This is a genomic window from Streptomyces sp. NPDC004435, assembly GCF_042873895.1.
GTDB lineage: Bacteria > Actinomycetota > Actinomycetes > Streptomycetales > Streptomycetaceae > Streptomyces.
Genome location: NZ_JBIAMB010000001.1, coordinates 220,588 through 244,775 on the forward strand (window position 1 = coordinate 220,588; position 24,188 = coordinate 244,775).

At 74.5% G+C, this 24,188-nt stretch carries 18 protein-coding genes; 12 read left to right on the top strand and 6 right to left on the bottom strand.

The annotated features are described in order from the left end of the window. Positions 1–51 precede the first annotated feature (51 nt). Positions 52–1,260: a cation:proton antiporter gene (locus ACFYT9_RS01010; protein ID WP_389160118.1), complete on the top strand. Its 1,209-nt coding sequence runs from the start codon at positions 52–54 to the stop codon at positions 1,258–1,260. Here the strand turns inward: ACFYT9_RS01010 and ACFYT9_RS01015 are convergent. Further along, positions 1,238–1,936, bottom strand: a complete 699-nt coding sequence (locus tag ACFYT9_RS01015) for a TetR/AcrR family transcriptional regulator (protein ID WP_389160119.1) — start codon at positions 1,934–1,936, stop codon at positions 1,238–1,240. The genes ACFYT9_RS01010 and ACFYT9_RS01015 overlap by 23 nt on opposite strands. A 165-nt stretch (positions 1,937–2,101) precedes the next feature. On the opposite strand from ACFYT9_RS01015, the gene ACFYT9_RS01020 reads away from it, so the two are divergent. Beyond that, entirely contained in the window at positions 2,102–4,360 is a 2,259-nt protein-coding gene (locus ACFYT9_RS01020) for an MMPL family transporter (RefSeq protein ID WP_389160121.1), read from the top strand. A gap of 267 nt (positions 4,361–4,627) precedes the next feature. Here ACFYT9_RS01020 and ACFYT9_RS01025 read toward each other — a convergent pair whose 3' ends face one another. Continuing rightward, positions 4,628–4,825, bottom strand: coding sequence for a helix-turn-helix transcriptional regulator (locus ACFYT9_RS01025; RefSeq protein WP_376602477.1), 198 nt, complete (start codon positions 4,823–4,825; stop codon positions 4,628–4,630). A gap of 256 nt (positions 4,826–5,081) precedes the next feature. Further along, positions 5,082–6,002: a sugar phosphate isomerase/epimerase family protein gene (locus ACFYT9_RS01030; protein WP_387273961.1), complete on the bottom strand. Its 921-nt coding sequence runs from the start codon at positions 6,000–6,002 to the stop codon at positions 5,082–5,084. Between the two features lie 179 nt (positions 6,003–6,181). On the opposite strand from ACFYT9_RS01030, the gene iolC reads away from it, so the two are divergent. The 4 genes from iolC to ACFYT9_RS01050 are packed head-to-tail and all read left to right on the top strand — an operon-like array spanning position 6,182 to position 11,356. After that, complete coding sequence (gene iolC, locus ACFYT9_RS01035; RefSeq protein WP_389160605.1) at positions 6,182–7,156, top strand: 5-dehydro-2-deoxygluconokinase; 975 nt, start codon at positions 6,182–6,184, stop codon at positions 7,154–7,156. After that, a complete protein-coding gene (gene iolB, locus ACFYT9_RS01040) occupies positions 7,153–7,968 on the top strand; it encodes a 5-deoxy-glucuronate isomerase (protein WP_389160123.1) in 816 nt (271 codons plus the stop codon). Before iolC ends, iolB begins: the two co-directional genes overlap by 4 nt. Next, positions 7,959–9,821, top strand: a complete 1,863-nt coding sequence (gene iolD / locus ACFYT9_RS01045) for a 3D-(3,5/4)-trihydroxycyclohexane-1,2-dione acylhydrolase (decyclizing) (protein ID WP_389160607.1) — start codon at positions 7,959–7,961, stop codon at positions 9,819–9,821. Before iolB ends, iolD begins: the two co-directional genes overlap by 10 nt. Positions 9,822–9,853: 32 nt before the next feature. Beyond that, entirely contained in the window at positions 9,854–11,356 is a 1,503-nt protein-coding gene (locus tag ACFYT9_RS01050; RefSeq protein WP_387273957.1) for a CoA-acylating methylmalonate-semialdehyde dehydrogenase, read from the top strand. A gap of 189 nt (positions 11,357–11,545) precedes the next feature. On the opposite strand, the gene ACFYT9_RS01055 is transcribed toward ACFYT9_RS01050, so the two are convergent. Continuing rightward, positions 11,546–11,989 carry a GNAT family N-acetyltransferase gene (locus tag ACFYT9_RS01055; protein WP_389160125.1) on the bottom strand — a complete coding sequence of 148 codons (444 nt, stop codon included), beginning with the start codon at positions 11,987–11,989 and terminating at the stop codon, positions 11,546–11,548. 144 nt (positions 11,990–12,133) lie between these two features. On the opposite strand from ACFYT9_RS01055, the gene ACFYT9_RS01060 reads away from it, so the two are divergent. Together ACFYT9_RS01060 and ACFYT9_RS01065 are read left to right on the top strand one after the other, a co-directional pair. After that, positions 12,134–14,977, top strand: a complete 2,844-nt coding sequence (locus tag ACFYT9_RS01060) for an alpha/beta fold hydrolase (protein ID WP_389160127.1) — start codon at positions 12,134–12,136, stop codon at positions 14,975–14,977. Then, positions 14,974–15,864: an ABC transporter permease gene (locus ACFYT9_RS01065; RefSeq protein ID WP_389160128.1), complete on the top strand. Its 891-nt coding sequence runs from the start codon at positions 14,974–14,976 to the stop codon at positions 15,862–15,864. Before ACFYT9_RS01060 ends, ACFYT9_RS01065 begins: the two co-directional genes overlap by 4 nt. Positions 15,865–15,883: 19 nt before the next feature. Here ACFYT9_RS01065 and ACFYT9_RS01070 read toward each other — a convergent pair whose 3' ends face one another. After that, complete coding sequence (locus ACFYT9_RS01070; RefSeq protein ID WP_389160130.1) at positions 15,884–16,600, bottom strand: DNA-binding response regulator; 717 nt, start codon at positions 16,598–16,600, stop codon at positions 15,884–15,886. A 268-nt stretch (positions 16,601–16,868) separates the two neighbouring features. Here ACFYT9_RS01070 and ACFYT9_RS01075 point away from each other — a divergent pair, with 268 nt between their 5' ends. The 4 genes from ACFYT9_RS01075 to ACFYT9_RS01090 all read left to right on the top strand — a co-directional run bounded on the left by ACFYT9_RS01075 (position 16,869) and on the right by ACFYT9_RS01090 (position 22,545). Next, positions 16,869–18,464: a von Willebrand factor type A domain-containing protein gene (locus ACFYT9_RS01075; RefSeq protein ID WP_389160131.1), complete on the top strand. Its 1,596-nt coding sequence runs from the start codon at positions 16,869–16,871 to the stop codon at positions 18,462–18,464. An 85-nt stretch (positions 18,465–18,549) separates the two neighbouring features. After that, positions 18,550–19,017 carry a DUF1772 domain-containing protein gene (locus ACFYT9_RS01080; protein ID WP_387273945.1) on the top strand — a complete coding sequence of 156 codons (468 nt, stop codon included), beginning with the start codon at positions 18,550–18,552 and terminating at the stop codon, positions 19,015–19,017. Positions 19,018–19,340: 323 nt separating this feature from the next. Next, positions 19,341–20,336, top strand: a complete 996-nt coding sequence (locus ACFYT9_RS01085) for a BTAD domain-containing putative transcriptional regulator (RefSeq protein WP_389160133.1) — start codon at positions 19,341–19,343, stop codon at positions 20,334–20,336. 157 nt (positions 20,337–20,493) lie between these two features. Further along, positions 20,494–22,545, top strand: coding sequence for a GAF domain-containing protein (locus tag ACFYT9_RS01090; protein ID WP_389160134.1), 2,052 nt, complete (start codon positions 20,494–20,496; stop codon positions 22,543–22,545). A gap of 174 nt (positions 22,546–22,719) precedes the next feature. Here the strand turns inward: ACFYT9_RS01090 and ACFYT9_RS01095 are convergent, their stop codons facing one another. Further along, a complete protein-coding gene (locus tag ACFYT9_RS01095) occupies positions 22,720–23,991 on the bottom strand; it encodes an IS701 family transposase (protein WP_376595826.1) in 1,272 nt (423 codons plus the stop codon). Between the last annotated feature and the right edge of the window lie 197 nt (positions 23,992–24,188).

Here is a 24,188-nt window from a genome sequence, read left to right on the forward strand (position 1 = left end):
AGTCCCTCCGCCGACAGGGCATCTGACCGGAGCTTATGGTAGATACCCGATATGTCGCATTCGGGGAGCACGCTCGTCCTGATCATGGTGGTCGCCGTCCTCGCGCCCCTGCTGGCGTACGGGGTGGGGCGCCGCGTCCCCGTCCCGCTCGCCGTCTTCGAGATCCTCCTCGGCATCCTCGTCGGCCCCGACGTGCTCGGCTGGGCCCACTCCGGCGAGCTGATCGACGGCCTCTCGGAGCTCGGCCTCGCCATGCTGATCTTCCTGGCCGGGTACGAGATCGAGTTCGGCAAGGTCCGCGGCGACACGCTCAGGCGCTCGGTCTGGGCCTGGCTGGTCGCGCTCGCCCTCGGGCTCACCGCCGGCATCCTGCTCGGCGGCGGCTACTCCACCGGGGTCTTCATCGGCGTGGCCCTCACCAGCACCGCCCTCGGCACCGTCCTGCCCGTGCTGCGCGACTCCGGCGGGCTGCGCGGGCGCTTCGGCTCGGTCGTGATGGCCTTCGGCGCGGTCGGCGAGTTCGGGCCGATCATCGCCATGGCGCTGCTGCTCAGCGGGCGGAGCGCCGCCCAGTCCACGGCGCTCCTCCTGGTCTTCGCCGCGCTCACCGCCGCCGCCGTCTTCTGGGCCCTGCGGCCCCGCCCGCCGTGGTTCGCCGCCGTCGTCGCCAAGACCCTCCACACCAGCGGCCAGTTCGCGGTCCGCTTCGTCTTCCTGCTGCTCGCCGTGATGCTCGGGGCGTCGACGGCGCTCGGCCTCGACGTCCTGCTGGGGGCCTTCGCCGCGGGGCTCATCACCCGGCTGGTGCTGACCGGGGCGGCGCCCGAGGCCGGCCCGGAGATCCTGGGGAAGGTCGAAGCGGTCGGCTTCGGCTTCCTCGTGCCGGTCTTCTTCGTCGTCACCGGCATCGAGTTCGACCTGGACTCGCTGCTCTCGGGCGGCCGGACGCTGCTCCTCCTGCCGGTCTTCCTGCTGCTCTTCCTGGTGGTGCGCGGCGGGCCGCTGTGGTTCCTGGCCCCGCGCGACCTCGACCGGAAGGACCGCGGCGCACTGGTCCTCTACGGCTCCACCGCGCTGCCGCTCGTCGTCGCCATCACCACCATCGGCCTGGACGACGAGGCCCTGTCGGCGGGCGAGGCGGCGGCGCTGGTGGGCGCCGGGATGGTCTCCGTGCTGGTCTTCCCGCTGCTCGCGATGCGGATGCGGGCGGGGCGGGACCAGGGGGCCGCGGAGGCGGTCAGCGAGTCGGAGGCGTGGTGACGGCCCGGCCGCCGGTCGCCACCCGACCTCCGGTCTCCGTCCCGCCTCCGGTCCCCACCCCGTCGACGACCGGGGAGAGGTAGCGGAGCATCACCGTCTTGAGCTCGGCGACGGCCGCGTCCCGCACGGGCCCCTCGGGTGCGGCGACGATCAGCGCGAGCCCGCCCTTGAAGACGGCGAAGGCCATGTCGGCGATCCGGTCCAGCCGGTCCTCGGGGAGCGGGGGCGTGGCCCGGTTCCCGATCGTCTCGCGGACCTGGTGCAGCAGGGAGGCGTGCAGCTCGTCGTGCTCCTCGGCGATCCTGCCGGGCACCTCGGAGCCGTGCATCAGGGCGAGGAAGGCCGGGTTGAGGCAGTTGAACTCGATCATCGGGTCGAGCACCGCGTCGATCAGCTCCGGCAGCGGCAGGGCCATGTTGGCCGGGGTGAAGACCTGGCCGTGGGCCTCGCGCATCTGCTGGATGAGCCGGCCGCCGAGCTCGACGGCGATCGCCTCCTTGTTCGGGAAGTACTGGTAGAGCGTGCCCGGGGAGACCTTGGCCTCGCGGGCGATCGCGTTGGTGCTGGTGGCCGTGTAGCCGTTGGCGCAGAACACGGCGGCGGCCGCCTGGAGCAGCTGGGAGATGCGGCGTTCGCCGCGGGCCTGTCGGCGGCGCGGCTTCGGGTCCTCGGGCATGGCTGTCCCCAGTCCTCCTCGATACGCGTTGACAAACACGAGAGGTCGCTCGCATTCTATGAATACGCGAGTGATCGCTCGTGTTTGCCAGTCTATGGCAATGGACGGCCCTCGTGACCTGCCGGGAAGCGAGCACGAGGGCCACGGTGAAGGGGACACCGCGTCATGTCCGAAGTCAAGAAAGCGCCACCCGCACGGGGTGACAGCCCGGCCCGGGGCGGGGGATGGACGCGCTTCGTGACCGCGCGGCCGCGGCTCACCCTGCTCGTCGCCCTCGTCCTCACCGCCCTCGCGGTCCTCGCGGGCGGCGGCGTCGCCGACCGGATGGGCAGCGGCGGCTGGGAGGACCCGGCCGCCGAGTCCAGCTACGCCACGAAGGCGCTGGAGCGGGAGTTCCCCGGCTCCCAGCCCAATCTGCTGCTCCTCGTCGACGCGGGGAAGGCCGGCGTCGACGACCCCGCCGTGGCCGCGGAGGCCCGCCGGCTCACCGAGCGGCTCTCCGCCGAGCCCGGCGTCGAGGGCGTCGGCTCCTACTGGGCGGGCGGCTCGCCCGCCCTCCGTTCCGAGGACGGTACCAAGGCCGTCGTCGCCGCCCGGATCGCCGGCGAGGAGAAGGCGGCCGGCGAGCTCCTCGACCGCATCGCCCCGGAGTACCGCGGCACCCACGGACCCGTCGAGGTCACCCTCGGCGGCGGCCTCGCCGTCCGCCACGAGATGCAGACGATCATTCAGGAGGACCTGCTGCGGGCCGAGCTGATCGCCCTGCCGCTCACCCTGGTCCTGCTCGTCATGGTCTTCGGCAGCGCCGTCGCCGCCCTGCTGCCGCTCGGCGTCGGCATCGTCGCCATCCTCGGCACCAACGCCGTGCTGCGCGGCATCACCGAGTTCACCGACGTCTCCGTCTTCGCGCAGAACCTCACCACCGCGCTCGGTCTCGGCCTCGCCATCGACTACGCGCTCTTCGTCGTCCGCCGCTACCGCGAGGAGCTGGCCGCCGGGGCCGAGCCCTCCGCCGCCGTCCGCACCACCCTGCGCACCGCCGGCCGGACCGTGCTCTTCTCCGCCCTCACCGTCGCCGTCTCGCTCGCCGCCATGCTCGTCTTCCCGCAGTACTTCCTGCGGTCCTTCGCCTACGCGGGCATCGCCGTCGTCCTGCTCGCCGCGGCCGCCGCCCTCACCCTGCTCCCCGCCGCCCTCGTGCTCCTCGGCCACCGGGTCGACGCCCTCGACCTGCGCCGCCTCTTCCGGCGCCGACGCGCCCGGGCGGAGGACGCCCCGGCGGGCGGCGGCTGGTCCCGGACGGCCGGCCTGGTGATGCGCCGGGCGCCCGTCTTCGCCGTCCTCACCACCGCCGGCCTCGTCCTGCTCGGACTGCCCTTCCTCGGGGTGAAGTTCGGCACCGCCGACGACCGGCAGCTGCCTCCCACCGCCACCTCCCGGATCGTCCAGGAGGAGCTGCGCACCGGCTTCCCCGGCGACCCCGGCGGCGGCATCACCGTCCTCGCCGAGGGCCCCGCCACCCCCGCCGAGCACACCGCCTACCGCGAGCGCATCGCCGCCCTCGACGGCGTCGTCCGGGTCGACGGCCCCGTCGTCTCCGGCACCGGCGCGGACGCCACGGCCTACTACAGCGTCGTCCCGGAAGGCCCGGCCGTCGGGGACGGGGCCCAGCGCGCCGTCGGCGAACTGCGCGCCGTCGAAGCCCCCTTCAGCACCTCCGTCACCGGCCAGGCTGCCGTCCTCGTCGACTCCAAGGACGCCATAGCCGAGCGGCTCCCCTGGGCCGCGGGCATCATCGTCCTCGTCACCCTGCTGCTCGTCTTCCTGCTCACCGGCAGCGTGCTCATCCCCGTCCAGGCCGTCGTCCTCAACGCCCTCAGCCTCACCGCCATGTTCGGCGCCGTCGTCTGGGTCTTCCAGGACGGACACCTCTCCGGTTTCCTCGGCTTCACCGCCACCGGCGACATCGAGACCACCCTGCCGGTCCTCATGTTCTGCGTGGCCTTCGGCCTCTCCATGGACTACGGCGTCTTCCTGCTCTCCCGGATCAAGGAGGAGTACGACGCCACCGGCGACCACGAGGGCGCCGTCCGCTTCGGACTGGCCCGCACCGGCGGACTCATCACCGCCGCCGCCGTCATCCTCGCCGTCGTCATGGTCGCCATCGGCACCTCCCGGGTCACCAACACCAAGATGCTCGGCCTCGGCGTCGCCCTCGCCGTCGTCATGGACGCCATGGTGGTCCGCAGCCTCCTCGTCCCCTCGGTCATGAAGCTGACCGGCCGCCTCACCTGGTGGGCCCCCGGACCGCTCCGCCGCTTCCACGACCGCTTCGGCATCAGCGAGTCCGAGCCGCCCGCCACCCCCACCACCCCGTCCGCCGAGGCGGAGGAGATACGCGAGCCCGTCGCCACCCGGGGCTAGGGCGTGTTTCGAAAGTCCCGCCTGCCCCGCGACGCCTGGCACGCACGCTCGCCGCGTTGTCGGGATCGTCCGAGTACGCCCAGTACGAGGACGACCCTCCGCCTTGCGATCGCACGCACCAGACGCCGCGGGGCCCGCCCTCCGGGCGGACGGCGCTACTTTCGAAACACGCCCTAGACGCCCCTTCCCGCGAGGGCCCGGACGCGCCGCGGCGCCGCCCCACGGACTCCACCGGAGGACGGCGCCGCACGGGCCGGACGGACGGGATCAGTCGCGGCGCGCCCGGTTGCCGGGACGGCTCGCGACCCAGGCGCGGACGGTGTCCGCGTACCAGAAGGGCTTGCCCGACTCGACCCGGTCGGGCGGCGGAAGCAGCCCGTGCTTCCGGTAGGAGCGGACCGTGTCCGGCTGGACCCGGATGTGCGCGGCGATGTCCTTGTACGACCAGAGGTTCCTGTCCGTCATGTGCCTGTGCCTCCCTCACGCCCCGTGCCGCGCAGCGGTGGCGGGGGGTGCCGTTCGGGGGCGCTGCGGGCGGTGGCGTCGGTGAAATCACCCGTCCTGTGCCCGCGGAAGGACCCGCTCCGACAGCCGGGGAGCGGCTGTCGACCGGCTGTGACACGCAGCCCGCGAAACCACGACACATGTGACGAGGACGGGACCTCCGTGACAGAAGTGACGAACGGTCACAGCGGCGCGCCTCCGTGCGCGGAGCCCCCGGTCACACCCCGCAGGAGCGGAGATAGCCCCGGGTGCGCAGGGCGATCGGATAGGGGGCGTCCGGCTCGCACGGATACATGTCCTGCTCCACGATCGCGAAGAGCTCCACGTCGAGCGCCGCCGCGGCCGCGAGCACCGGCTCCAGCGCCGGCACCCCCGCCGGCGGCTCGCACATCACGCCCCGCGCCACCGCCGGCCCGAAGGGCAGCCCCTCGGCCCGCACCGACGCCAGCACCGCGGGATCCACCTGCTTCAGATGGAGGTAGCCGATGCGCTCCCCGTAGCTCTCGATCAGCTTCACGCTGTCCCCGCCCGCGTACGCGTAGTGCCCGGTGTCCAGGCAGAGCGCCACCGCCTCCGGATCGGTGGCGTCCAGGAAGCGGGTCACGCTCTCCTCGTCGTCGAGATGCGTGTCGGCGTGCGGATGGACCACGATCCGCAGCCCGTACCGCTCCCGCACCTCCCGGCCCAGCCGCTCGGTCAGCGCGGTCAGGTCCCGCCACTGCCCCGCCGTCAGCACCCGGTCCTCCAGCACCTCACCGGTCCTGTCGTCCCGCCAGAAGGAGGGGATCACCACCAGATGCCCGGCGCCCATGGCCTGCGCCAGGGCCGCGTTCTCCGCGACGTGCGCCCACGTCCGCTCCCACACGGCGGGCCCGTGGTGCAGCCCGGTGAAGACCGTGCCGGCCGACACCCGAAGCCCGCGCCGGGAGGTCTCCTCGGCGAGCAGCGCCGGATCGGTGGGCAGATAGCCGTACGGACCCAGCTCGATCCACTCGTAACCGGCCCCCGCCACCTCGTCGAGGAACCGCTGCCACGGCACCTGCCGGGGATCGTCCGGGAACCACACCCCCCAGGAGTCCGGGGCGGAACCGATGCGGATGCGGGCGGGCGACGGCGACGGCGGCGACGGCTTCGTCATGCCAGCCACCTTGACCGCGCCCCGGAGCAGCGTCAAGACACCCGCCGGACGCGCGGCGCATCCGTCCGAATGTCCTGACATATCGTTGACACGCCTCCCGGCGGACGGCTAGACCTGGGAACGGACGCCGGAGTCGAGAGGTGGCACGGGTGGAGTCGGAGCCGTACGACCTGATCACCATGGGGCGGCTCGGCGTCGACCTCTACCCCCTCCAGAGCGGCGTCGGACTCGACCGCGTCGAGACCTTCCGGCGGTTCCTCGGCGGCTCCCCGGCCAACGTGGCCGTCGCCGCCGCCCGCCTCGGCCGACGCACCGCCCTGATCAGCCGCACCGGCGCCGACCCCTTCGGCGGCTACCTCCGGCGCGAACTCAAGGAGTTCGGGGTGGACGCCCGCTGGGTCACCGAGGTCCCCGAACACCCCACCCCGGTCACCTTCTGCGCCCTCTTCCCGCCCGACGACTTCCCGCTCACCTTCTACCGCCGCCCCAAGGCCCCCGACCTGGAGATCCACCCGCACGAGCTGGACCTCGACGCGATCCGCTCCGCCCGCGTCCTGTGGACCACCGGCACCGGCCTCAGCGAGGAGCCCAGCCGGACCGCCACCCTCACCGCCCTGAAGGCCCGGTCCGGCCGCGCCCACACCGTCCTCGACCTCGACTGGCGGCCCGCCTTCTGGCCCCACCCGGCCACCGCCCGCCCCCACTACACCGAGGCCCTGCGGCACGCCACCGTCGCCGTCGGCAACGCCGAGGAGTGCGAGGTCGCCACCGGCGAACGCGACCCGGAGGCCGCCGCCCGCGCCCTCCTCGGCCTCCTCGCCCCCGGCGACGCCGGCACCGTCCCGCTCGCCGTCGTCAAACGCGGCCCCGAGGGCGTCCTCGCGCTCGCCGCCGACGGCCGGCGCGCCGCCGTCCCGCCGCTCCCCGTCGACGTCGTCAACGGCCTCGGCGCCGGCGACGCCTTCGGCGGCGCCCTCGTCGACGGCCTCCTCGCCGGTCTCCCCCTCGCGGACACCCTGCGCCGCGCCGGAGCCGCCGGCGCCCTCGTCGCCGGCCGGCTGGCCTGCGCCCCGGCCATGCCGGACACCGACGAGATCGACCGCGCCCTCGCCACCGGCTCGGGCACCCTCCCGACCGAGGACGACCCCTGGTGACCGACCGCCGCCTCCACCTCCCCGCCGGGAGCGCCGCCCGAGGGCCGTACGCCCTGGACATCGACCCCGTGACGGCCGGATGGAGCCGTTCCGCACTCCGCGTCGTCGACCTGCCGCCCGGCGGGGAGCACACCTTCGACAGCGCGGATGCCGAATGGGTGGTGCTTCCCCTCGCCGGGGGCGGTACCGTGCGCGTCGACGGGGAGTTTTTCGAACTCGAGGGGCGCGCAAGCGTGTTCGCCTCCGTGACCGACTTCGTCTACGTACCGCGCGACGCCCACGCCCAGATCGCCTCCGGCGCGGGAGGCCGCTTCGCTTTGGCAGGAGCGAACTGCGAGCGACGACTCCCCGCCCGCTACGGCCCCGCGCCGGAGGTTCCCGTCGAGGACCGCGGCAGCGGCGACCGCGCCCGCCGGGTGCGGAACTTCGCCTCGGCCGACGCCTTCCCCTGCGACCGGCTGATCGCCGTCGAGGTGATCACCCCCGGCGGCCACTGGTCCTCCTACCCGCCGCACAAGCACGACGAGTACCGCCCCGGGACCGAATCCGTCCTGGAGGAGATCTACTACTACGAGATCGAGGACCCGCGCGGCTACGCCTACCAGCGGATCTCGCCCTCCCGGCCCGGCGGCGCCGACCTCCTCGCCGAGGTCCGGCACGGCGACGCCGTCCTCGTCCCCGACGGCTGGCACGGCCCCTCGATCGCCCGGCCCGGCCACGACCTGTACTACCTCAACGTCATGGCCGGCCCCGGCCCCGCGCGGGAGTGGCGGGTCAGCTTCCACCCCGACCACACGGAGGGATACGCGTGAGGCTCACCGTGGCCCAGGCGCTGGTGCGCTTCCTGGCCGCCCAGTACACCGAGCGCGACGGAGCCCGGCACCGGCTGATCGCCGCCACCTGGGGCATCTTCGGCCACGGCAACGTCGCCGGGCTCGGCCAGGCCCTCGTCGAGCACGCCGACGGCATGCCCTTCCTCCAGGGCCGCAACGAGCAGGCCATGGTCCACGCCGCCGTCGGCCACGCCCGCCAGACCGGCCGGCTCTCCGCCCACGCCGTCACCACCTCCATCGGCCCCGGCGCCACCAACCTCGTCACCGGCGCCGCCCTCGCCACGATCAACCACCTCCCGGTGCTGCTGCTCCCCGGCGACACCTTCGCGACCCGCCCCGCCGACCCGGTCCTCCAGCAGCTCCAGCTGCCCCACGCCGGCGATGTCTCCGTCAACGACTGCCTGCGCCCCGTCTCCCGCTTCTTCGACCGGATCGGCCGCCCCGAGGCCCTGGTCCCGGCCGCCCTGGAGGCGATGCGGACCCTCGCCGACCCGGCGGCGACCGGCGCCGTCACCCTCGCCCTCCCGCAGGACGTGCAGGCGGAGGCGTACGACTGGCCGGAGGAGTTCTTCGCCGACCGGGTCTGGCGGGTCCGCCGCCCCCGCCCCGACCGGGCCGAACTCGACGCCGCCGCGCGGGCGCTGAGGCAGGCCGACCGCCCGCTGCTCGTCGCCGGCGGCGGGGTCCGGCACAGCGCCGCCGAGGACGCCCTGAGCCGGCTCGCCGAGCGGGCCGGGCTCCCCGTCGCCACCACCCAGGCCGGCAAGGGCGCGCTCCCGCACGACCACCCCTGCGAGGTCGGCGGCCTCGGCCACACCGGCACCGCAACGGCGAACGACCTGGCCCGCGCCGCCGACCTGGTCGTCGGCGTCGGCACCCGCTACACCGACTTCACCACCGCCTCCGGCACCCTCTTCGCCCCGGACGCCCGCTTCCTCAACCTCAACATCACCGGCTTCGACGCCCACAAGCAGGGCACGCGGCTGCCGCTCGTCGCCGACGCCCGCGAAGGACTCACCGCCCTCGCGGACGCCCTCGGCGACCACCCGGCACGCCCGCTGACCTGGACCGCCGCGAAGGCCGCCTGGGAGGCCCGGGTCACCGCCGCCTACGCGGCCCCCGACGAGACCGCCCGCCCCACCCAGGCCCAGGTCCTCGGCGTGCTCGACACCCTGGTCGACTCCACCGACATCCTGATCAACGCCGCCGGCTCGCTCCCCGGCGACCTCCACAAGCTCTGGCGGACCCGCTCCCGCGACCAGTACCACGTCGAGTACGGCTACTCCTGCATGGGCTACGAGATCCCCGCCGCCGTCGGCGTCCTCCTCGCCGCCCCCGGCCGGCCCGTCTGGGCGCTCGTCGGGGACGGGACGTACCTGATGAACCCCACCGAGATCGTCACCGCCGTGCAGGAACGCCTGCCCCTGAGACTGGTGATCCTCCAGAACCACGGGTACGCCTCCATCGGCGGCCTCTCCGAGGCGGTCGGCGCCGAGCGGTACGGCACGGACTACCGCCTGCGGGACCCCGGAGGGGGCTTCACCGGCCCCCCGCTCCCCGTCGACCTCGGTGCCAACGCGGCCTCCCTCGGGATGCGCGTGCTACGCCCTCGTACCGTCCGTGACCTGCGGGAAGCCCTCGCGGACGCACGCGCGGCCACGGATCCCACATGTGTCTACATCGAGACCGAAACGCCCGACAGTGTGTCGGGCCCGCCTCCGGCCCAAGCGTGGTGGGATGTGCCCGTGGCCGAGATCTCGACCCGCCCGTCGGCGGTCAAGGCCCGCGAGGAGTACGACCGGCACGTCACCGCCCGACGCCGCCGTCTCTGAAGGCACCGAAGGCTCTGAAGGAGTAACTCGTCATGACGAAGAGCGTCCACCACTGGATCGGTGGCAAGACCGTCGAGGGCACCTCGGGGAACTGGGGCCCGGTCACCGACCCGGCCACCGGCGCGGTCACCACCCAGGTCGCCCTCGCCTCGGTGGAGGAGGTCGACGCGGCCGTCGGCGCCGCGAAGGACGCCTTCGCCACCTGGGGCACCTCCTCGCTGGCCCAGCGCACCACGATCCTCTTCAAGTTCCGCGCGCTGCTCGACGCCAACCGCGACGCCATCGCCGAGCTGATCGTCGCCGAGCACGGCAAGGTCCACTCCGACGCCCTCGGCGAGGTCGCCCGCGGCCTGGAGATCGTCGACCTGGCCTGCGGCATCACCACCCAGCTCAAGGGCGAGCTCTCCACCCAGGTCTCCAACCGCGTGGACGTGGCCTCGATCCGCCAGCCCGTCGGCGTCGTCGCCGGCATCACGCCCTTCAACTTCCCGGCCATGGTGCCGATGTGGATGTTCCCGATCGCCATCGCGACCGGCAACACCTTCATCCTCAAGCCGAGCGAGAAGGACCCGTCCGCCTCCCTCAAGATCGCCGAGCTGCTCGCCGAGGCCGGCCTGCCGGACGGCGTCTTCAACGTCCTGCACGGAGACAAGGTCGCCGTCGACCGCCTCCTGGAGCACCCGGACGTCGCCGCGATCTCCTTCGTCGGCTCGACCCCGATCGCCCGCCACATCCACACCACCGCCTCCGCGAACGGCAAGCGCGTCCAGGCGCTCGGCGGCGCCAAGAACCACATGCTGGTCCTCCCGGACGCCGACCTCGACGCCGCCGCCGACGCCGCCGTCTCCGCCGCGTACGGCTCCGCCGGCGAGCGCTGCATGGCGATCTCCGCCGTCGTGGCCGTCGGCTCCATCGGCGACGAGCTGGTCGAGAAGATCCGCGAGCGCGCCGAGAAGATCAAGATCGGTCCCGGCACCGACCCGACCTCCGAGATGGGCCCGCTCATCACGGCCGTCCACCGCGACAAGGTCGCCTCCTACGTGCACGGCGCCGAGGCCGAGGGCTGCCAGGTCGTCCTCGACGGCACCGGCTACACCGTCGAGGGCCACGAGAACGGCCACTGGATCGGCCTCTCCCTCCTCGACCACGTGCCCACCACCGCCAAGGCCTACCAGGACGAGATCTTCGGCCCGGTGCTGTGCGTGCTGCGCGCCGAGACGTACGAGGAGGGCCTGGCCCTCATCAACGCCTCCCCGTTCGGCAACGGCACCGCGATCTTCACCCGCGACGGCGGCGCCGCCCGCCGCTTCCAGCTGGAGGTCGAGGCCGGCATGGTCGGCGTCAACGTGCCGATCCCGGTGCCGGTCGGCTACCACTCCTTCGGCGGCTGGAAGGACTCGCTCTTCGGCGACCACCACATCTACGGCAACGACGGCGTGCACTTCTACACCCGCGGCAAGGTCGTCACCACCCGCTGGCCCGACCCGGCCGACGCCCCGACCGGCGTGGACCTGGGCTTCCCGCGCAACCACTGACCGCCAGGGCGGCACACGAGCGTGCTTCGGCCGTTCCCCGGGCGCGCTCCCGGGGAACGGCCGAAGCGCTTCCCACGGCCGGGCAGAGCGCCGCGGACGCGCGGCGGCCCCACCCCTCCGCCGGGGCCGGGGCCGGTGCCAGGGCCAGGGCCTCCGCCGGGGCCGGCGGCGCCGGGCGGTCCGCCGGTGTCAGGCCTCGTGACCCTCCGCGCCGAAGGACCAGGCGAGGACCGCGCACACCCCGTCGTGGGCCGCGCCCGCCGAGCGGTATGTGGCGAGCGCCGGGCCGTTGTCCGTGTCCACCGGCACCCACATGCCCGCGCACCCGCGCTCCCGGGCGGCCGCCAGCAGCGCTTCCGTCAGCGCCCGGCCGAGGCCGCGCCGCCGGTACGCCTCGTCGACGCCCAGCTCGTACAGGCACAGCTCGGCGCCCTTGTCCGGGTGGAGCATCTCGATCCCGGTCACGAACCCGGCGGGCGTGCCGTCCGGCGCGTACCCGATCAGCATCAGGTGCCCGGGAGAGGCGAGAAAGCGCTCCGCCCACGCGGCCCGCGCCGGCCCGTCGTACAGGTGCTCCGCCGCGAGCAGCTCCTCCACCGTCCCGGCCCGCCGGATCTCGAACCCGTCCGCCACCGCGCGTCTCCCTCACCGCCGCCGCCCGGTCGCGCGTACCGCGACCGCTGTACGCGGACCGTACTGCGTACGACTCCAGGAGGCCGCGCATCTCCGCCCCGGGGCAGCCGTGCTCACACCGGCGGTCCGCCTAGGCTCGGGGGCATGCGACTCCGACTTCCCCGGTGGGCCGCGGTCACCGCCGCGCTCACCGTCCTCGCGGGCGCCGGCGCCCTGACCGCCGTCGCCCAGGACGAACCCCCGCCCGTCCAGCGCGAGGACCGGGCCCTCGACCTCGACGGGGTGCGGATCGACACCTCGTACTTCACCGGCGAGGGCTCGGGCCGCCGCCCCGCCGTCCTGCTCGCGCACGGCTTCGGCGGCTCCAAGGACGACGTCCGCCCGCAGGCCGAGCGGCTCGCCCGCGACGGCTACGCGGTCCTCACCTGGTCCGCGCGCGGCTTCGGCGCCTCCGGTGGGCAGATCGGCCTGAACGACCCCGACCACGAGGTCCGGGACGTCGGGAAGCTCGTCGACTGGCTCGCCGCGCGGCCCGAGGTCCTCCTCGACAAGGCCGGCGACCCGCGGGTCGGCGTCACCGGCGCCTCCTACGGCGGCGCCATCTCCCTCCTCGCGGCGGGCCACGATCCCCGGGTCGACGCCATCGCCCCGCAGATCACCTACTGGAACCTCGCCGACGCCCTCCTCCCCGAAGGCGTCTACAAGAAGCTGTGGGCCGGGATCCTCTTCTCCATGGGCACCCCCATGGGTACCTCCGCGGGCGTGCCCGAGGGCGTCCCCGCAGGCACCCCCTCCGGCACCCCCGAGGGCACGCCGGAGGGCCGTCCCTCCGAGGCTGCCCCCGGCGCCGCCGCCGCGGGTCCCGGCGCCCCGGGCGGCGCCTGCGGCCGATTCGCCCCCGAGATCTGCGCCCTGAAGGAGCGCGTCGCCGTCTCGGGCCGGCCCGACGCCGCCGCCCGCGCGCTCCTGGAGTCGCGCAGCCCCTCCGCCGTCGGCGACCGCATCAAGGTCCCGACCCTGATCGTCCAGGGCCAGACCGACTCCCTCTTCACCCTCGACCAGTCCGACGCGATGGCCCGCGCCCTCGCCGCCAACGGCGCCCCCGTCGCCGTGGACTGGGCGGCCGGCGGCCACGACGGCGGCGACCGCGAGACGGAGCGCGTCGAGGACCGGGTCGGCGCCTGGTTCGACCGCTGGCTGAAGCGGGACACCTCCGTCGACACCGGCCCCGCCTTCCGGGTCAGCCGCACCGGCGGGGTCGACTCCACCGACGGCCGGGCCACCCTCCGCGCCGCCACCGCGGACCGCTACCCGGGCCTGCGCGCGGACACCCGCGAACTCGCCCTCGCCGGACCGCCGCAGACCTTCACCAACCCGGCCGGCGGCGCCCCGCCCGCCGTCTCCGCCGTGCCCGGTCTCGGCGGCGGCCTCGGCGGACTGTCCTCCTCCCTCGGCGTCGGCCTCGCCCTCGACTTCCCCGGCCAGCACGCGCGCTTCGACGCGGCCCCGCAGAGCGCGCCGCTGCGCGTCACCGGCACCCCCACCGTCCGCGTCAAGGTCACCTCCACCGCCGCCGACGGCTCCGCCGTCCTCTTCGCCAAGGTGTACGACGTCGGGCCCGACGGGCGGCAGCAGGTGCTGCCCTCCCAGCTCGTCAGCCCGATCCGCGTCGAGGACGCCGGCGAGGGCCGGTCCGTCACCCTCACCCTGCCCGCGATCGACCACGAGGTGGAGGCGGGTCACCGGCTGCGCCTCGTCGTCGCCGCCACCGACCTCGGCTACGCCTCCCCGGTCACCACCGCCGGCTACACCGTCGCCGTCGAGGGCCCCCTCACCGTGCCCACCGCGCCCGCCGTCACCACCCAGGCCGCCGGCCTGCCCTGGTGGGTCTGGGGCCTGCCGCTCGCCGGCCTCGCCGTCGCCGCGGCCCTCCTGCTGACCGCCCGCCGGCGCACGGCCGCCCCGGCGCCGGACCCCGCGCTCGCCTCCGTACCGCTCCAGATCACCGGCCTGTCGAAGAAGTACAAGGGCGGCGAGCGGTACTCCGTCCGCGACCTCTCCTTCCGTGTCGAGCAGGGCCAGGTCCTCGGTCTCCTCGGCCCCAACGGGGCCGGAAAGACGACCACCCTGCGCATGCTGATGGGCCTGATCACCCCCGACGAGGGAGAGATCCGGGTTTTCGGCCAGGCCATCCGCCCCGGTGCCCCGGTCCTCTCCCGGGTCGGCTCCTTCGTCGAGGGCGCCGGCTTCCTGCCGCACCTCACCGGCCGGGAGAACCTGGAGCTGTACTGGAAGGCCACCGGCCGCCCGGCCGAGGACGCCCACATGGACGAGGCCCTGCGCATCGCCAACCTGGGCGGCGCCCTCCAGCGGGCCGTCCGCACCTACTCCCAGGGCATGCGGCAGCGGCTCGCCATCGCCCAGGCCATGCTCGGCCTGCCCGACCTCCTCATCCTCGACGAACCCACCAACGGCCTCGACCCGCCGCAGATCCGCGAGATGCGGGAGGTGATGATCCGGTACGCCGCGGGCGGCCGCACCGTCATCGTCTCCAGCCACCTCCTCTCGGAGGTCGAGCAGTCCTGCACCCACCTCGTCGTCATGGACCGCGGGCAGCTCGTCCAGGCCGGCCCGGTCGCCGAGATCACCGGCGCCGGAGACACCCTCCTCGTCACCCTGGGCGCGCCCGTCGGCGACGCGCTCGTCGAGAAGATCGCGGCCCTGCCCGGCGTCGGTGCCGCGGTCCGCGCCGAGGACGGCCTCCTGGTCCGTCTCGGCACCCCCGAAGGAGGCGCCCTCGAAGGGGCCTCCGAGGGCGCACCCGGCAGCTCCGCCGAGGGCACCCCAGACGGCACCCCCGACGGCGGCTCCGCCGACGTGACCGCGCTGATCGGCGAACTCGTCCGCCTGGACGTCCCGCTGACCGGGGTCGGTCCGCACCGACGCCTGGAGGACGCCTTCCTGACCCTGATCGGAGGATCCGCATGACCGCGACGGCCACCGGCCCCGGCCCCGGGAGCCTCGCCCCCGAGGCCCTCGCTCCTGGTTACCGCCCCGGGCGCACCCTGCCGCTGCGCGTCGAGGCCCTGCGCCAGTGGAAGCGCCGGCGCACCCTGGTGATGGCCGGGGTGCTCGCCGCCCTGCCCTTCGTCCTGATCGTCGCCTTCGCCATCGGCGGCCCCGACGCCGACGACCGCGGCGGCCGGATCACCCTCATCGACACGGCGACCGCCTCCGGCGCCAATTTCGCGGCGACCTGCCTCTTCGTCTCCGCCGGTTTCCTCCTCGTCATCCCCGTGGCGCTCTTCTGCGGCGACACCGTCGCCTCCGAGGCCGGCTGGTCCTCGCTCCGCTATCTGCTCGCGGCGCCCGTACCGCGCCATCGGCTGCTCGCCGCCAAGCTGACGGTCGCGCTCGGCTACAGCACCGCGGCGCTCTTCCTCCTGCCGCTGATCGCCCTCGCGGCCGGCACGGTCGCGTACGGCTGGGGACCGCTCCAGCTGCCCACCGGCGGCTCGCTCCCGGCGGGGGAGTCCGTCCTCCGGCTGCTCATCGCCACCTCCTTCGTCCTCGTCTCCCAACTGGTCACCGCGGGCCTCGCCTTCTGGCTCTCCACCCGCACCGACGCCCCGCTCGGCGCGGTCGGCGGCGCCGTCGGGCTGACCATCGTCGGCAACGTCCTGGACGCGGTCACGGCGCTCGGCGACTGGCGCGACTTCCTGCCCGCGCACTGGCAGTTCGCCTGGATCGACGCGCTCCAGCCCCGGCTGGAGTGGGGCGGCATGGCCCAGGGGGCGGCGATCTCCGTCACCTACGCCCTGGTCCTCTTCGCCCTCGCCTTCCGGGGCTTCGCCCGCAAGGACATCGTGTCCTGAGACCCGGTGGGACCGGGTCTCACAACCACCCCCGACGAGCCGCTTCCGCGCCCGCGCGGAAGCGGCTCGTCGTCCCCAGGGCCGCCATCAGCTCACCCACCCGCCGGCTGTAGGTCCGTGCCGACATCCCGAGCCGGGCCGCCGCCGTCTCGTCCGTCACCCCCGAGAGCAGAGCCTCCAGGACCGGCCGCAGCTGCTCGGGCGGCCCGCCCGAGGACCGCGGCGGAGGGATGTGCCCCAGCTCCTCGGCCGTCGCCCAGCAGGCGTGATGGGCCCGCACCAGGGCCTGCACCACCACCGGGTCCCGGATCAACAGCAGCCCGTTGTACAGCAGCTCCAGGTCGAGCGGGATCGCCGCCACCGTCCGGTCCACCACGATCAGCTTGAACGGGATCGAGTCGGCGAACCGCGCCCGCCCGGGTATCCGCGGGCCGTCCGCCAGCCGGGGGAGCGCGTGCCGGGGCACGATCCGCCGCACCTCACCGGCCCGCTCCGCCGCGGCGCGCATGCACGCCCCCGCCAGCTCCAGGAACGGCCCGGGGATCGCGTGTTGCGCGGAGGCCACCGGATCGTCGAAGGTCAGCAGCTCGTGCCGGGTCGAGGCGGCCAGTCCGGCGAGCGCCGCGCTGATGCGCCGCGCCCCCCGGACCGGGCGCCCCGCGGGCCGCTGTCCCTCGGTCGCGGACCGGTTCATCGCCGAACGGGCGAGCATCACGGAGCCCGCGCTCTCTGCCACCGCTGACCACCCCCGCCCGCTCGATGTCCACTCTATGTACTCATGTGACTGCTTACGGTGACAACCCCTGTGGACAAACCTGGCGTCTCCATGCCATCGCCCCTCGTTCTGTCTCTCGTTGCCACATCGAGATCCATCCGCAACTCCTTCGCGGGGTCCGCGCACGCCTCCCGTTCGTCACAGTCGCAGGAGCCGGGGCGCGGCTCCCGCCGCACCCGGTGGTGGCCCGTGCTCGGAACAAGGTCCTTACAGAAACGGGGAGTTGTCCATGAAGCGTGCTCACAGGAGAAGCGGGGTCCTCGCCGCGGCGCTCGTCGCCGGGCTCCTCCTCGGCGGCTGCGCCGGCACCGGGAAGGAGTCGGCGAGCGACGGCCACAAGGCGGCCCCGTACGTCCCCGACGGCGGCGGCAGCGCCGCGCCCCGGCCCTCCGGCGCCCCGCCCTCCGCCGCTGCCGAGGACCGGCCCACGGGTGGGCCCGAGGGGGAGCAGCGGGCCCCTAGCCCCGCCCCCGACTACCTCTCCACCTTCGCCCTCGACGTCGACACCGCCTCCTACGGCTACGCCCGCCGCTCGCTCGCCGAGGGCCGGCTGCCCGACCCGTCCACGGTCCGGCCCGAGGAGTTCGTCAACAGCTTCCGCCCCGACTATCCGCGCCCCGCCGACGACGGCTTCAGCGTCACCGTCGACGGCGCCGCCACGGGGGCGGAGGGCTGGTCGCTGGTCCGGGTCGGTCTCGCCACCCGGGGCGCGGACCGGGCCGGCGAACGCCCGCCCGCCGCCCTCACCTTCGTCGTCGACGTCTCCGGCTCGATGAGCGAGCCCGGCCGGCTCGACCTCGTCCAGCACTCCCTGCGGCTCGCCGCCGACGAGCTCCGCGACGACGACTCCGTCGCCCTGGTCGCCTTCAGCGACGAGGCCGAGACCCTGCTGCCGATGACCCGGCTCGGCGAGGCCCGCCCTCGCGTCCGCGAGGCCGTCGACGCGCTCGCCGTCCGCTCCTCCACCAACCTGGAGGCGGGGCTGCGCACCGGCTACGACGTGGCGTCCGAGGGCCGCCGCGAGGGCGCCACCAACCGGGTCGTCCTGCTCTCCGACGCCCTCGCCAACTCCGGTGAGACGGGCGCCGACGCGCTCCTCGGCCACATCGACGAGCAGCGCAGGGAGCACGGCATCACCCTCTTCGGGGTCGGCGTCGGCAGCGACTACGGCGACGAGCTGATGGAACGGCTCGCCGACAAGGGGGACGGGCAGACCACCTACGTCTCCACCCGTGAGCAGGCCCGCAAGGTCTTCGTCGACCAGCTGCCCGCCCAGGTCGAACTGCGCGCCCGGGATGCCAAGGCGCAGGTCGCCTTCGACCAGGAGACCGTGGAGCGGTTCCGGCTGATCGGCTACGAGAACCGCGAGGTCGCCGACGATGACTTCCGCGACGACCGGGTCGACGGCGGCGAGGTCGGCGCGGGCCACACGGTCACCGCCCTGTACGCGGTGAAGACCCGGCCCGGCGCGAGCGGCCGGATCGCCACCGCCACCGTCCGCTGGCTCGACCCCGAGTCCCGTTCCCCGCAGGAGCGTTCGGGCGGCGTCGAGGCCGCCGCGCTGCGCGCCGGACTCTGGGACTCCGGCCGCGACAGCCTCCAGCTCTCGGCGATCTCCGCGTACTTCGCGGACCGGCTGCGCGGCGGTTCGCTGCCGGGCGCCCCGCGCCTGGGCGAACTCGCCGCGTACGCCGACGGCATCCGGGAGCGGTCCGGTTCGGCGGTGGTCGGCGAGCTGGCGGAGGCGGTACGGCAGGCGGACCGGCTGATCGGGGAACGTCCGGCGGAGGAAGGTGAGTTCAGGTCCTCCGACCCGTACGCGTGAGACCTGCCGGGGGCCCGCCACGCGCGCGTGACCGGGCCACCGGGAGGAACGGGCGGCTCCGCCGCCGGGGCGGCATCATGGCCCCATGGCCACCCTGCTGCTCGCCCTCGCCGTCGTAAGCACCGGCCTCTACGCCGGCTTCTTCCTCATCTTCCTCACCGGGATCATGCCCGCCCTGGGCCGCCTCTCCGACGCCGCGTTCGTCACCGCGATGCGCCGGGTGAACGAGGCGGTGCCCAGGGCGGTCTTCATGGTCGTCTTCGTTGCGGCGGCCGCCCTCCCGCTCGCCGCCTATCTGGTGCCGGTGGAGGGCCGGACCGGGACGGATCGCTGGTTGGTCCTCGCCGGCTTCGTCTGCGCGGTCCTCAACCACCTGATCACCGTGGTCGGCAACGTCCCGCTCAACAACGCGCTCGCCGCCGCCGAGGGTCCCGACGAGGACCCGGCCGCCACCCGCGCCGCCTTCGAACCGCGCTGGAACGCCTACCACCGGGTCCGTACGGCCCTGATCGTGGCCGCCTTCGGCATGCTCACGGCCGCCGCCGTGGGCTGACCGGAACCCCCTCGACCCGGCGGGGAAACAGACCGCCGGGTCGGCTTGCCCCTCCCGGTGGCGCGATCTCGTCGAAGATCGCCTTCCCCGCATCCACAGGGACCCTTCAAAACCAAACTACCGAGTCCGAAACATGCTGCTGGCATGCATCGGCTTTCGGCCCATGGCGAGAACTTGCCGTCCTTATATCCTGGCAAAGGGGGTGAATCACCCCGATTTCCGGGATCCGGATTCCATACCTTCCGGTTTCTTATTGACATGACCAGGGGGGTCTTTTTTTAATCAACCCGAGGATCCGCGTGCGCAGACACCGAGGGGGCATAGTGGACGTCCACATCCTGGGGGGACTGTCGGTCCGCGAGGGCGGGGTATCGATCACCCCGACCGCGGCCGCGCCACGCCAGGTGCTCGCCCTGCTCACCGCCTTCGCCGGTCAGGTCGTCCCCGTCACCGTCCTCACCGAGGAGCTCTGGCCCTCCGGCGCCCCCCGCGGAGCCCGTACCGAGCTCGCGACCCACATAGCCGAGCTGCGCACGCTCATCGCGCGCGCCCTGCACGACTCCGAGGACGACGGCGCGCCCGGCGGCTGGAGCGAGCGGCGCACCGCCGACGCGGTCCTCGTCTCCCTCCCCGGCGGCTACCGGCTCGACACCGGCGTCGGCGTCCACGACATCGGGCAGTTCGAGCGCGCGGTCGGCGCCGGCTACCGCGCCATGGACGTCGGCGACCTGGCCCGTGCCTCGCTCCGGCTCGGCGAGGCCCTCGCGCTCTGGCGCGGCGAGCCCTACGCGGGCGTGGCCGCGGGCCCCTGCCTCCGCCGCGAGATCGAACGCCTGGAGAGCACCCGCCTCAGCGTCCTCGACCAGTGGGTCGAGGCCCAGCTCGGCCTCGGCCGGCACGAGGAGATCCTCTCCGAACTCCCCGGACTCGCCGCCCGCTACGCCACCGACGAACCGCTCCAAGCCCACCTCATGGTCGCCCTGCTCCGCTGCGGCCGCCACGAGGAGGCCCTCGCCGCCTACGAACGGCTGCGCACGGTCCTGCACCGCGAGACCGGCATGGAGCCCTCCGCGCGGCTCCGCCGGCTCCAGCACTCGGTCCTCGCCGTCCGCCACACGCGCGTGGGCACCGGCCGGACGACCCCGCACCCCGCCGACGCCGCCTTCGGCCACGGCTACGCACCCGTCCCGACGACCCCCGCGCGCACCGACGGGGCACCGCTCGTCACCTGGTACGGCCCCGCCCTGCCGCGCATCCCCGCCCAGCACCAGCCCGCCCGCGCCGACACCCCCACCATGGGCGTGGCCGTCGCCGTCTGACGGAGCGTCGGTTGCGCTCACGGAGGGAACCGGGACCGTGGGGAACGAAGTGCCGCACGTCACCGTTGACCCACTCCCGGGGCCGAATTAGTTTCGGCCGCGAGGACGGGTTTCCTCCGAGGTGCCCGATTTAAGCGAAACGACGGGGGTGGGGGCCATGGACACGCACGGCGCGGACGGAGGGGCGGACGCCGACACGCTGCTCGCGGTCCTGGAACTGCTCGCGGGCCAGGCCCTGCCCGGCCAGTTCGAGGCCCTCCTCGACGAGGCCCGCATCGCCGGACTCGACCGGGCCGGACTCGACCGCCTGGAGCGGGCAGTCACCCTCGCCCGCGCCCTCCACGCCGAGCGCGCCGCCGACCGGGTCCGCGCCGACCGCGACGGCGCCTCCCTCGCCGTCCTCACCGACACCGCCCGCGACCTGACACTCAGCTACGACCTCGACGGCCTGCTCCGCATCGTCACCCGCCGCGCCCGCCGCCTCCTCGGCCTCGACATGGCGTACGTGACCCTGCGCGGCCCCCAGGGCGCCTGCTACATCCGCATCACCGAGGGCTCGCGCACCGGCGGCGACACCGGCGGCACCGGCGGACCCGGCCTCAGCGTGGGGATGCGCATCGGCTCCGGCAACTGCCTCGGCGGCGTCGTCCAGCGCACCGGCGAACCCGTCTGGACCCCCGACTACCCGGTCGACGAGCGGTTCACCAGCGGCGCCGCCCCCGACCCGGCCGCCGCCCTCGACGACGCCGAGGTCGTCGACCCGGGCGACGAGGCCGTCCGTGCCGAAGGGCTCCGCGCCATCGTCGCCGTGCCGCTGCGCAGCGGCGACTCCGTCATCGGCGCCCTCTTCGGCGCCGACCGCCGGGTCCGCGAGCACACCCCCCAGGAGGTCGCCCTGCTCGGCGCCCTCGCCGACCTGGCCGCCCTCGCCGTCGAGAAGGCCGGACTCCTCGACCGCACCCGCGCCGAACTCCTCGAACTGGAAAGGGACAGCGCGCGCGTGCGCACCAGCCTCACCCGGATGCGGCACACCAGCGAGGCCCACGGCCGGATCATGAACCTGGTCCTCGCCGGCGGCGACCTCCCGCACGTCGCCAAGTCCGCGGGCGACGCCCTCGACGCCACCGTGATGGTCCGCGACCCCGGCGGCCTCCGACTCGCCGCCAGCGGCGACTTCCCCGACCTCGACGAGGACGCCGTCGCCAAGGCGTCCCTCGACGCCCACGCCCTGCGCCGCCCCGTCCTCGCCGCCGACGCCGTCTGGGTCGCCCCCGTCATCGCCGGCTCCGAGAACCTCGGCGGCCTCGTGGTCCGCGCCGAGGGCGGCCTCACCGAGGAGGACGAACGGCTCCTCGAACTCGTCGCCCAGTCCGTCGCCCTGCTCCTCCTCATGCAGCGCTCCACCGCCGTCGCCGAGGGCCCCGTCCGCGACGAACTCCTCGACGACCTCATCGCCGACCCGCCGCACTCCCCGCAGCAGAGCGCCCAGCGCGCCCGCCGTCTCGGCGTGGACCTGCGCAAGCCGCACGTCCTCGTCGTCGCCCGGCCGGAGGGCGGCGAGCAGGGCCGGGCCGTGGTCTGGGCGTCCTCGTACGCGTACCGGCTCTCCGGCCTGAAGACCGTGCAGGGCGGCTGCATCGTGCTGCTGCTCCCCGGCGTGGACGCCTCCGCCGCCGCCGCGGCCGTCTCCGAGGAGCTCGCCCCGCTCCTCGGCCACCCCGTCTCCGTCGCCGCCGCCGGACCCGGAGGCAGCCCCGACGCCGTCGGCCCGCTCTACGCGGAGGCGCTCCGCTGCCTGGACGCGATGAGCGCGCTCGGCGGTACGGGCTCCGCAGCGGCCGTCACCGACCTTGGCTTCCTCGGCATGCTGCTCTCCGACGACCACGACGTGGACGGCTTCGTGGAGAACGCCATCGGGCCCGTCCTCGACTACGACGCCGAGCGGCTCACCGACCTGACCCGCACCCTGGAGGCGTACTTCGCCTCCGGCGCCAGCCCCACCAACGCGGCCGAGGCCCTGCACGTCCACCCCAACACGGTCTCCCGCCGGCTGGAGCGCATCGGCGAACTCCTCGGCCCCGAATGGCAGAAGCCCGGCCAGGTCCTGGAGGTCCAGCTGGCCCTGCGGCTCCAGCGCACCCGCGAGGTGCTGGCCCGCCGCCGCGCCGCCACGGCCCCGTCCCGCCCCCCGACGGGCCCGGCGGACTGAGACCCGTCCCACGCGCGCGTGCGCGGGATTCCGACGAGGACTCCCGGAGCCGTACCCGGTACGCACGGGTGCCCGTCCGCGCGTGCGGACGGGCACCCGCCCCGGTGGCCCGTTGGGGCGGGCTCGGGGGACGGCCGGACGGGACCCGGCCGTGGCGGAGACTCCGACGTGGTGTCAGCCGGCCGCGCGGCGCGTGCCGTAGCCCGTGCCGTACCCCGACGACTCCCACGCGGAACCGAGCACGGTCGCCGTGTGCGCGGCCGAGGCCAGCGTGATGTGCCGGTGCCAGCCCTTGAACGAGCGGCCCACGAAGTCCCGCAGCCCCGCCTCCTCGCCCACCGCCGCGAAGTCCCGGTCCACCCGCTGCGCCAGCTTCGTCAGCCGCAGCAGCGAACCGACCGTCGCCTGCGTCAGGTCGCTGATCCACACCCGGGCCGGACCCCGGCGCGGGTCGTCCCACTCGCCGAGCAGCATCAGCGGCCGCATCCGCTCCCCGCCGGGGGAGGGCAGCGCGACCCGGACGGCCGTGGCCAGCGAGGTGCGCGAGGTCCGCGCGCCGCCGACCGTGTCCACCCAGCTCACCGGCCTGCGCAGGCCCTTGAGGGACTCCAGTATCTGCGCCGCCGGCAGCGGGCCGGCGCCGAAGCCGGGCAGCGAGCGGTCCGCGATCGCCAGCCGGGAACCGGCCCCGATCCGCGCCACCACCGGCACCCCGGCGGCGGCCAGACGGGTCAGCGCCGCCCGGCCCGCGCCCCCGCGTATGTCCAGCAGCACCGGCTTGCGCGAGACGTCGGTCCAGCGGGCGGTGTCGAGGGCCGCGGCGACCGCGCACTCCTCCAGGGTCTCCTCGCCGGCCTCGTCGGGAACCTCCGCGCGGTCGCGCCGCGTGCGGTCCTTCACCCACGGGTCCGGAAGGAACAGGCGCCAGTTGACCGGCGCGCTGAGCTCCTCGCCGGCGAACCACACGCCGAACGCCTGCTGGCCCTGGAAGACCTGCCCGCGCTCCGGGTCGAAGCGCCGGTCCACGCCCACCGAATGCTCGCCGGCCTTCGGGATCGGCATCGGCCGCACCACCCACGCCTGCGGGTGCCCGCCGCGCTCCAGGAACCGCCCGAGCTGGGCCCGCATCGGCTGCCAGTCCCAGGTGGAGCTGGAGATGAAGTGGTGCAGGCTCTGCTCGGCCGCCGGACCGCCGATCTGCGCGGCGATGTTCCGGATCGACTTGCGGCCCTGCGCGGTGAGCAGCCCGTGCAGGTACTGCTCGGCCTTCAGCCGCTGGTCGCGGCGGGCGAAGCCGGAGAAGAGCGCGGTGGACAGCTCGGTGAAGACGTCCTCACCGGGGCGCGGCGCGGCGGCCCGGGGCACGGCGCGGACCCGGGGCCGCGGCACGGTCAGCGGAGCGGCCGCGGATGCGGTCCCGTACTTGATTGCGACGGATGTACTCACGACACTCCTGCCCGTCCTGCCCGAAGGATGCGCAGCCGGCTTCCGCTGCCCCATCACCGTCGCGCGAGCACCCCCCGTCCGGCGAGGTGGACCCGGCACCCGATTCGGCCGCCGGATGGTGGCCGGACCACCGTTCCGCCCCTGACCTGCGCCTCTCTGGCTCCGAGCGGTGTCTGGATCGCGTCAGGAGGTGCCGC

Excerpts from the sequence above, each read along its gene's own strand:
- ACFYT9_RS01015 (WP_389160119.1), bottom strand. The coding sequence starts at position 1,936 with ATGCCCGAGGACCCGAAGCCGCGCCGCCGACAGGCCCGCGGCGAACGC.
- ACFYT9_RS01025 (WP_376602477.1), bottom strand. The coding sequence starts at position 4,825 with ATGACGGACAGGAACCTCTGGTCGTACAAGGACATCGCCGCGCACATC.
- ACFYT9_RS01030 (WP_387273961.1), bottom strand. The coding sequence starts at position 6,002 with ATGACGAAGCCGTCGCCGCCGTCGCCGTCGCCCGCCCGCATCCGCATC.
- ACFYT9_RS01050 (WP_387273957.1), top strand. The coding sequence starts at position 9,854 with ATGACGAAGAGCGTCCACCACTGGATCGGTGGCAAGACCGTCGAGGGC.
- ACFYT9_RS01090 (WP_389160134.1), top strand. The coding sequence starts at position 20,494 with ATGGACACGCACGGCGCGGACGGAGGGGCGGACGCCGACACGCTGCTC.
- ACFYT9_RS01010 (WP_389160118.1), top strand. The coding sequence starts at position 52 with ATGTCGCATTCGGGGAGCACGCTCGTCCTGATCATGGTGGTCGCCGTC.
- ACFYT9_RS01080 (WP_387273945.1), top strand. The coding sequence starts at position 18,550 with ATGGCCACCCTGCTGCTCGCCCTCGCCGTCGTAAGCACCGGCCTCTAC.
- ACFYT9_RS01060 (WP_389160127.1), top strand. The coding sequence starts at position 12,134 with ATGCGACTCCGACTTCCCCGGTGGGCCGCGGTCACCGCCGCGCTCACC.
- ACFYT9_RS01020 (WP_389160121.1), top strand. The coding sequence starts at position 2,102 with ATGTCCGAAGTCAAGAAAGCGCCACCCGCACGGGGTGACAGCCCGGCC.
- ACFYT9_RS01065 (WP_389160128.1), top strand. The coding sequence starts at position 14,974 with ATGACCGCGACGGCCACCGGCCCCGGCCCCGGGAGCCTCGCCCCCGAG.
- iolC (WP_389160605.1), top strand. The coding sequence starts at position 6,182 with ATGGGGCGGCTCGGCGTCGACCTCTACCCCCTCCAGAGCGGCGTCGGA.
- ACFYT9_RS01075 (WP_389160131.1), top strand. The coding sequence starts at position 16,869 with ATGAAGCGTGCTCACAGGAGAAGCGGGGTCCTCGCCGCGGCGCTCGTC.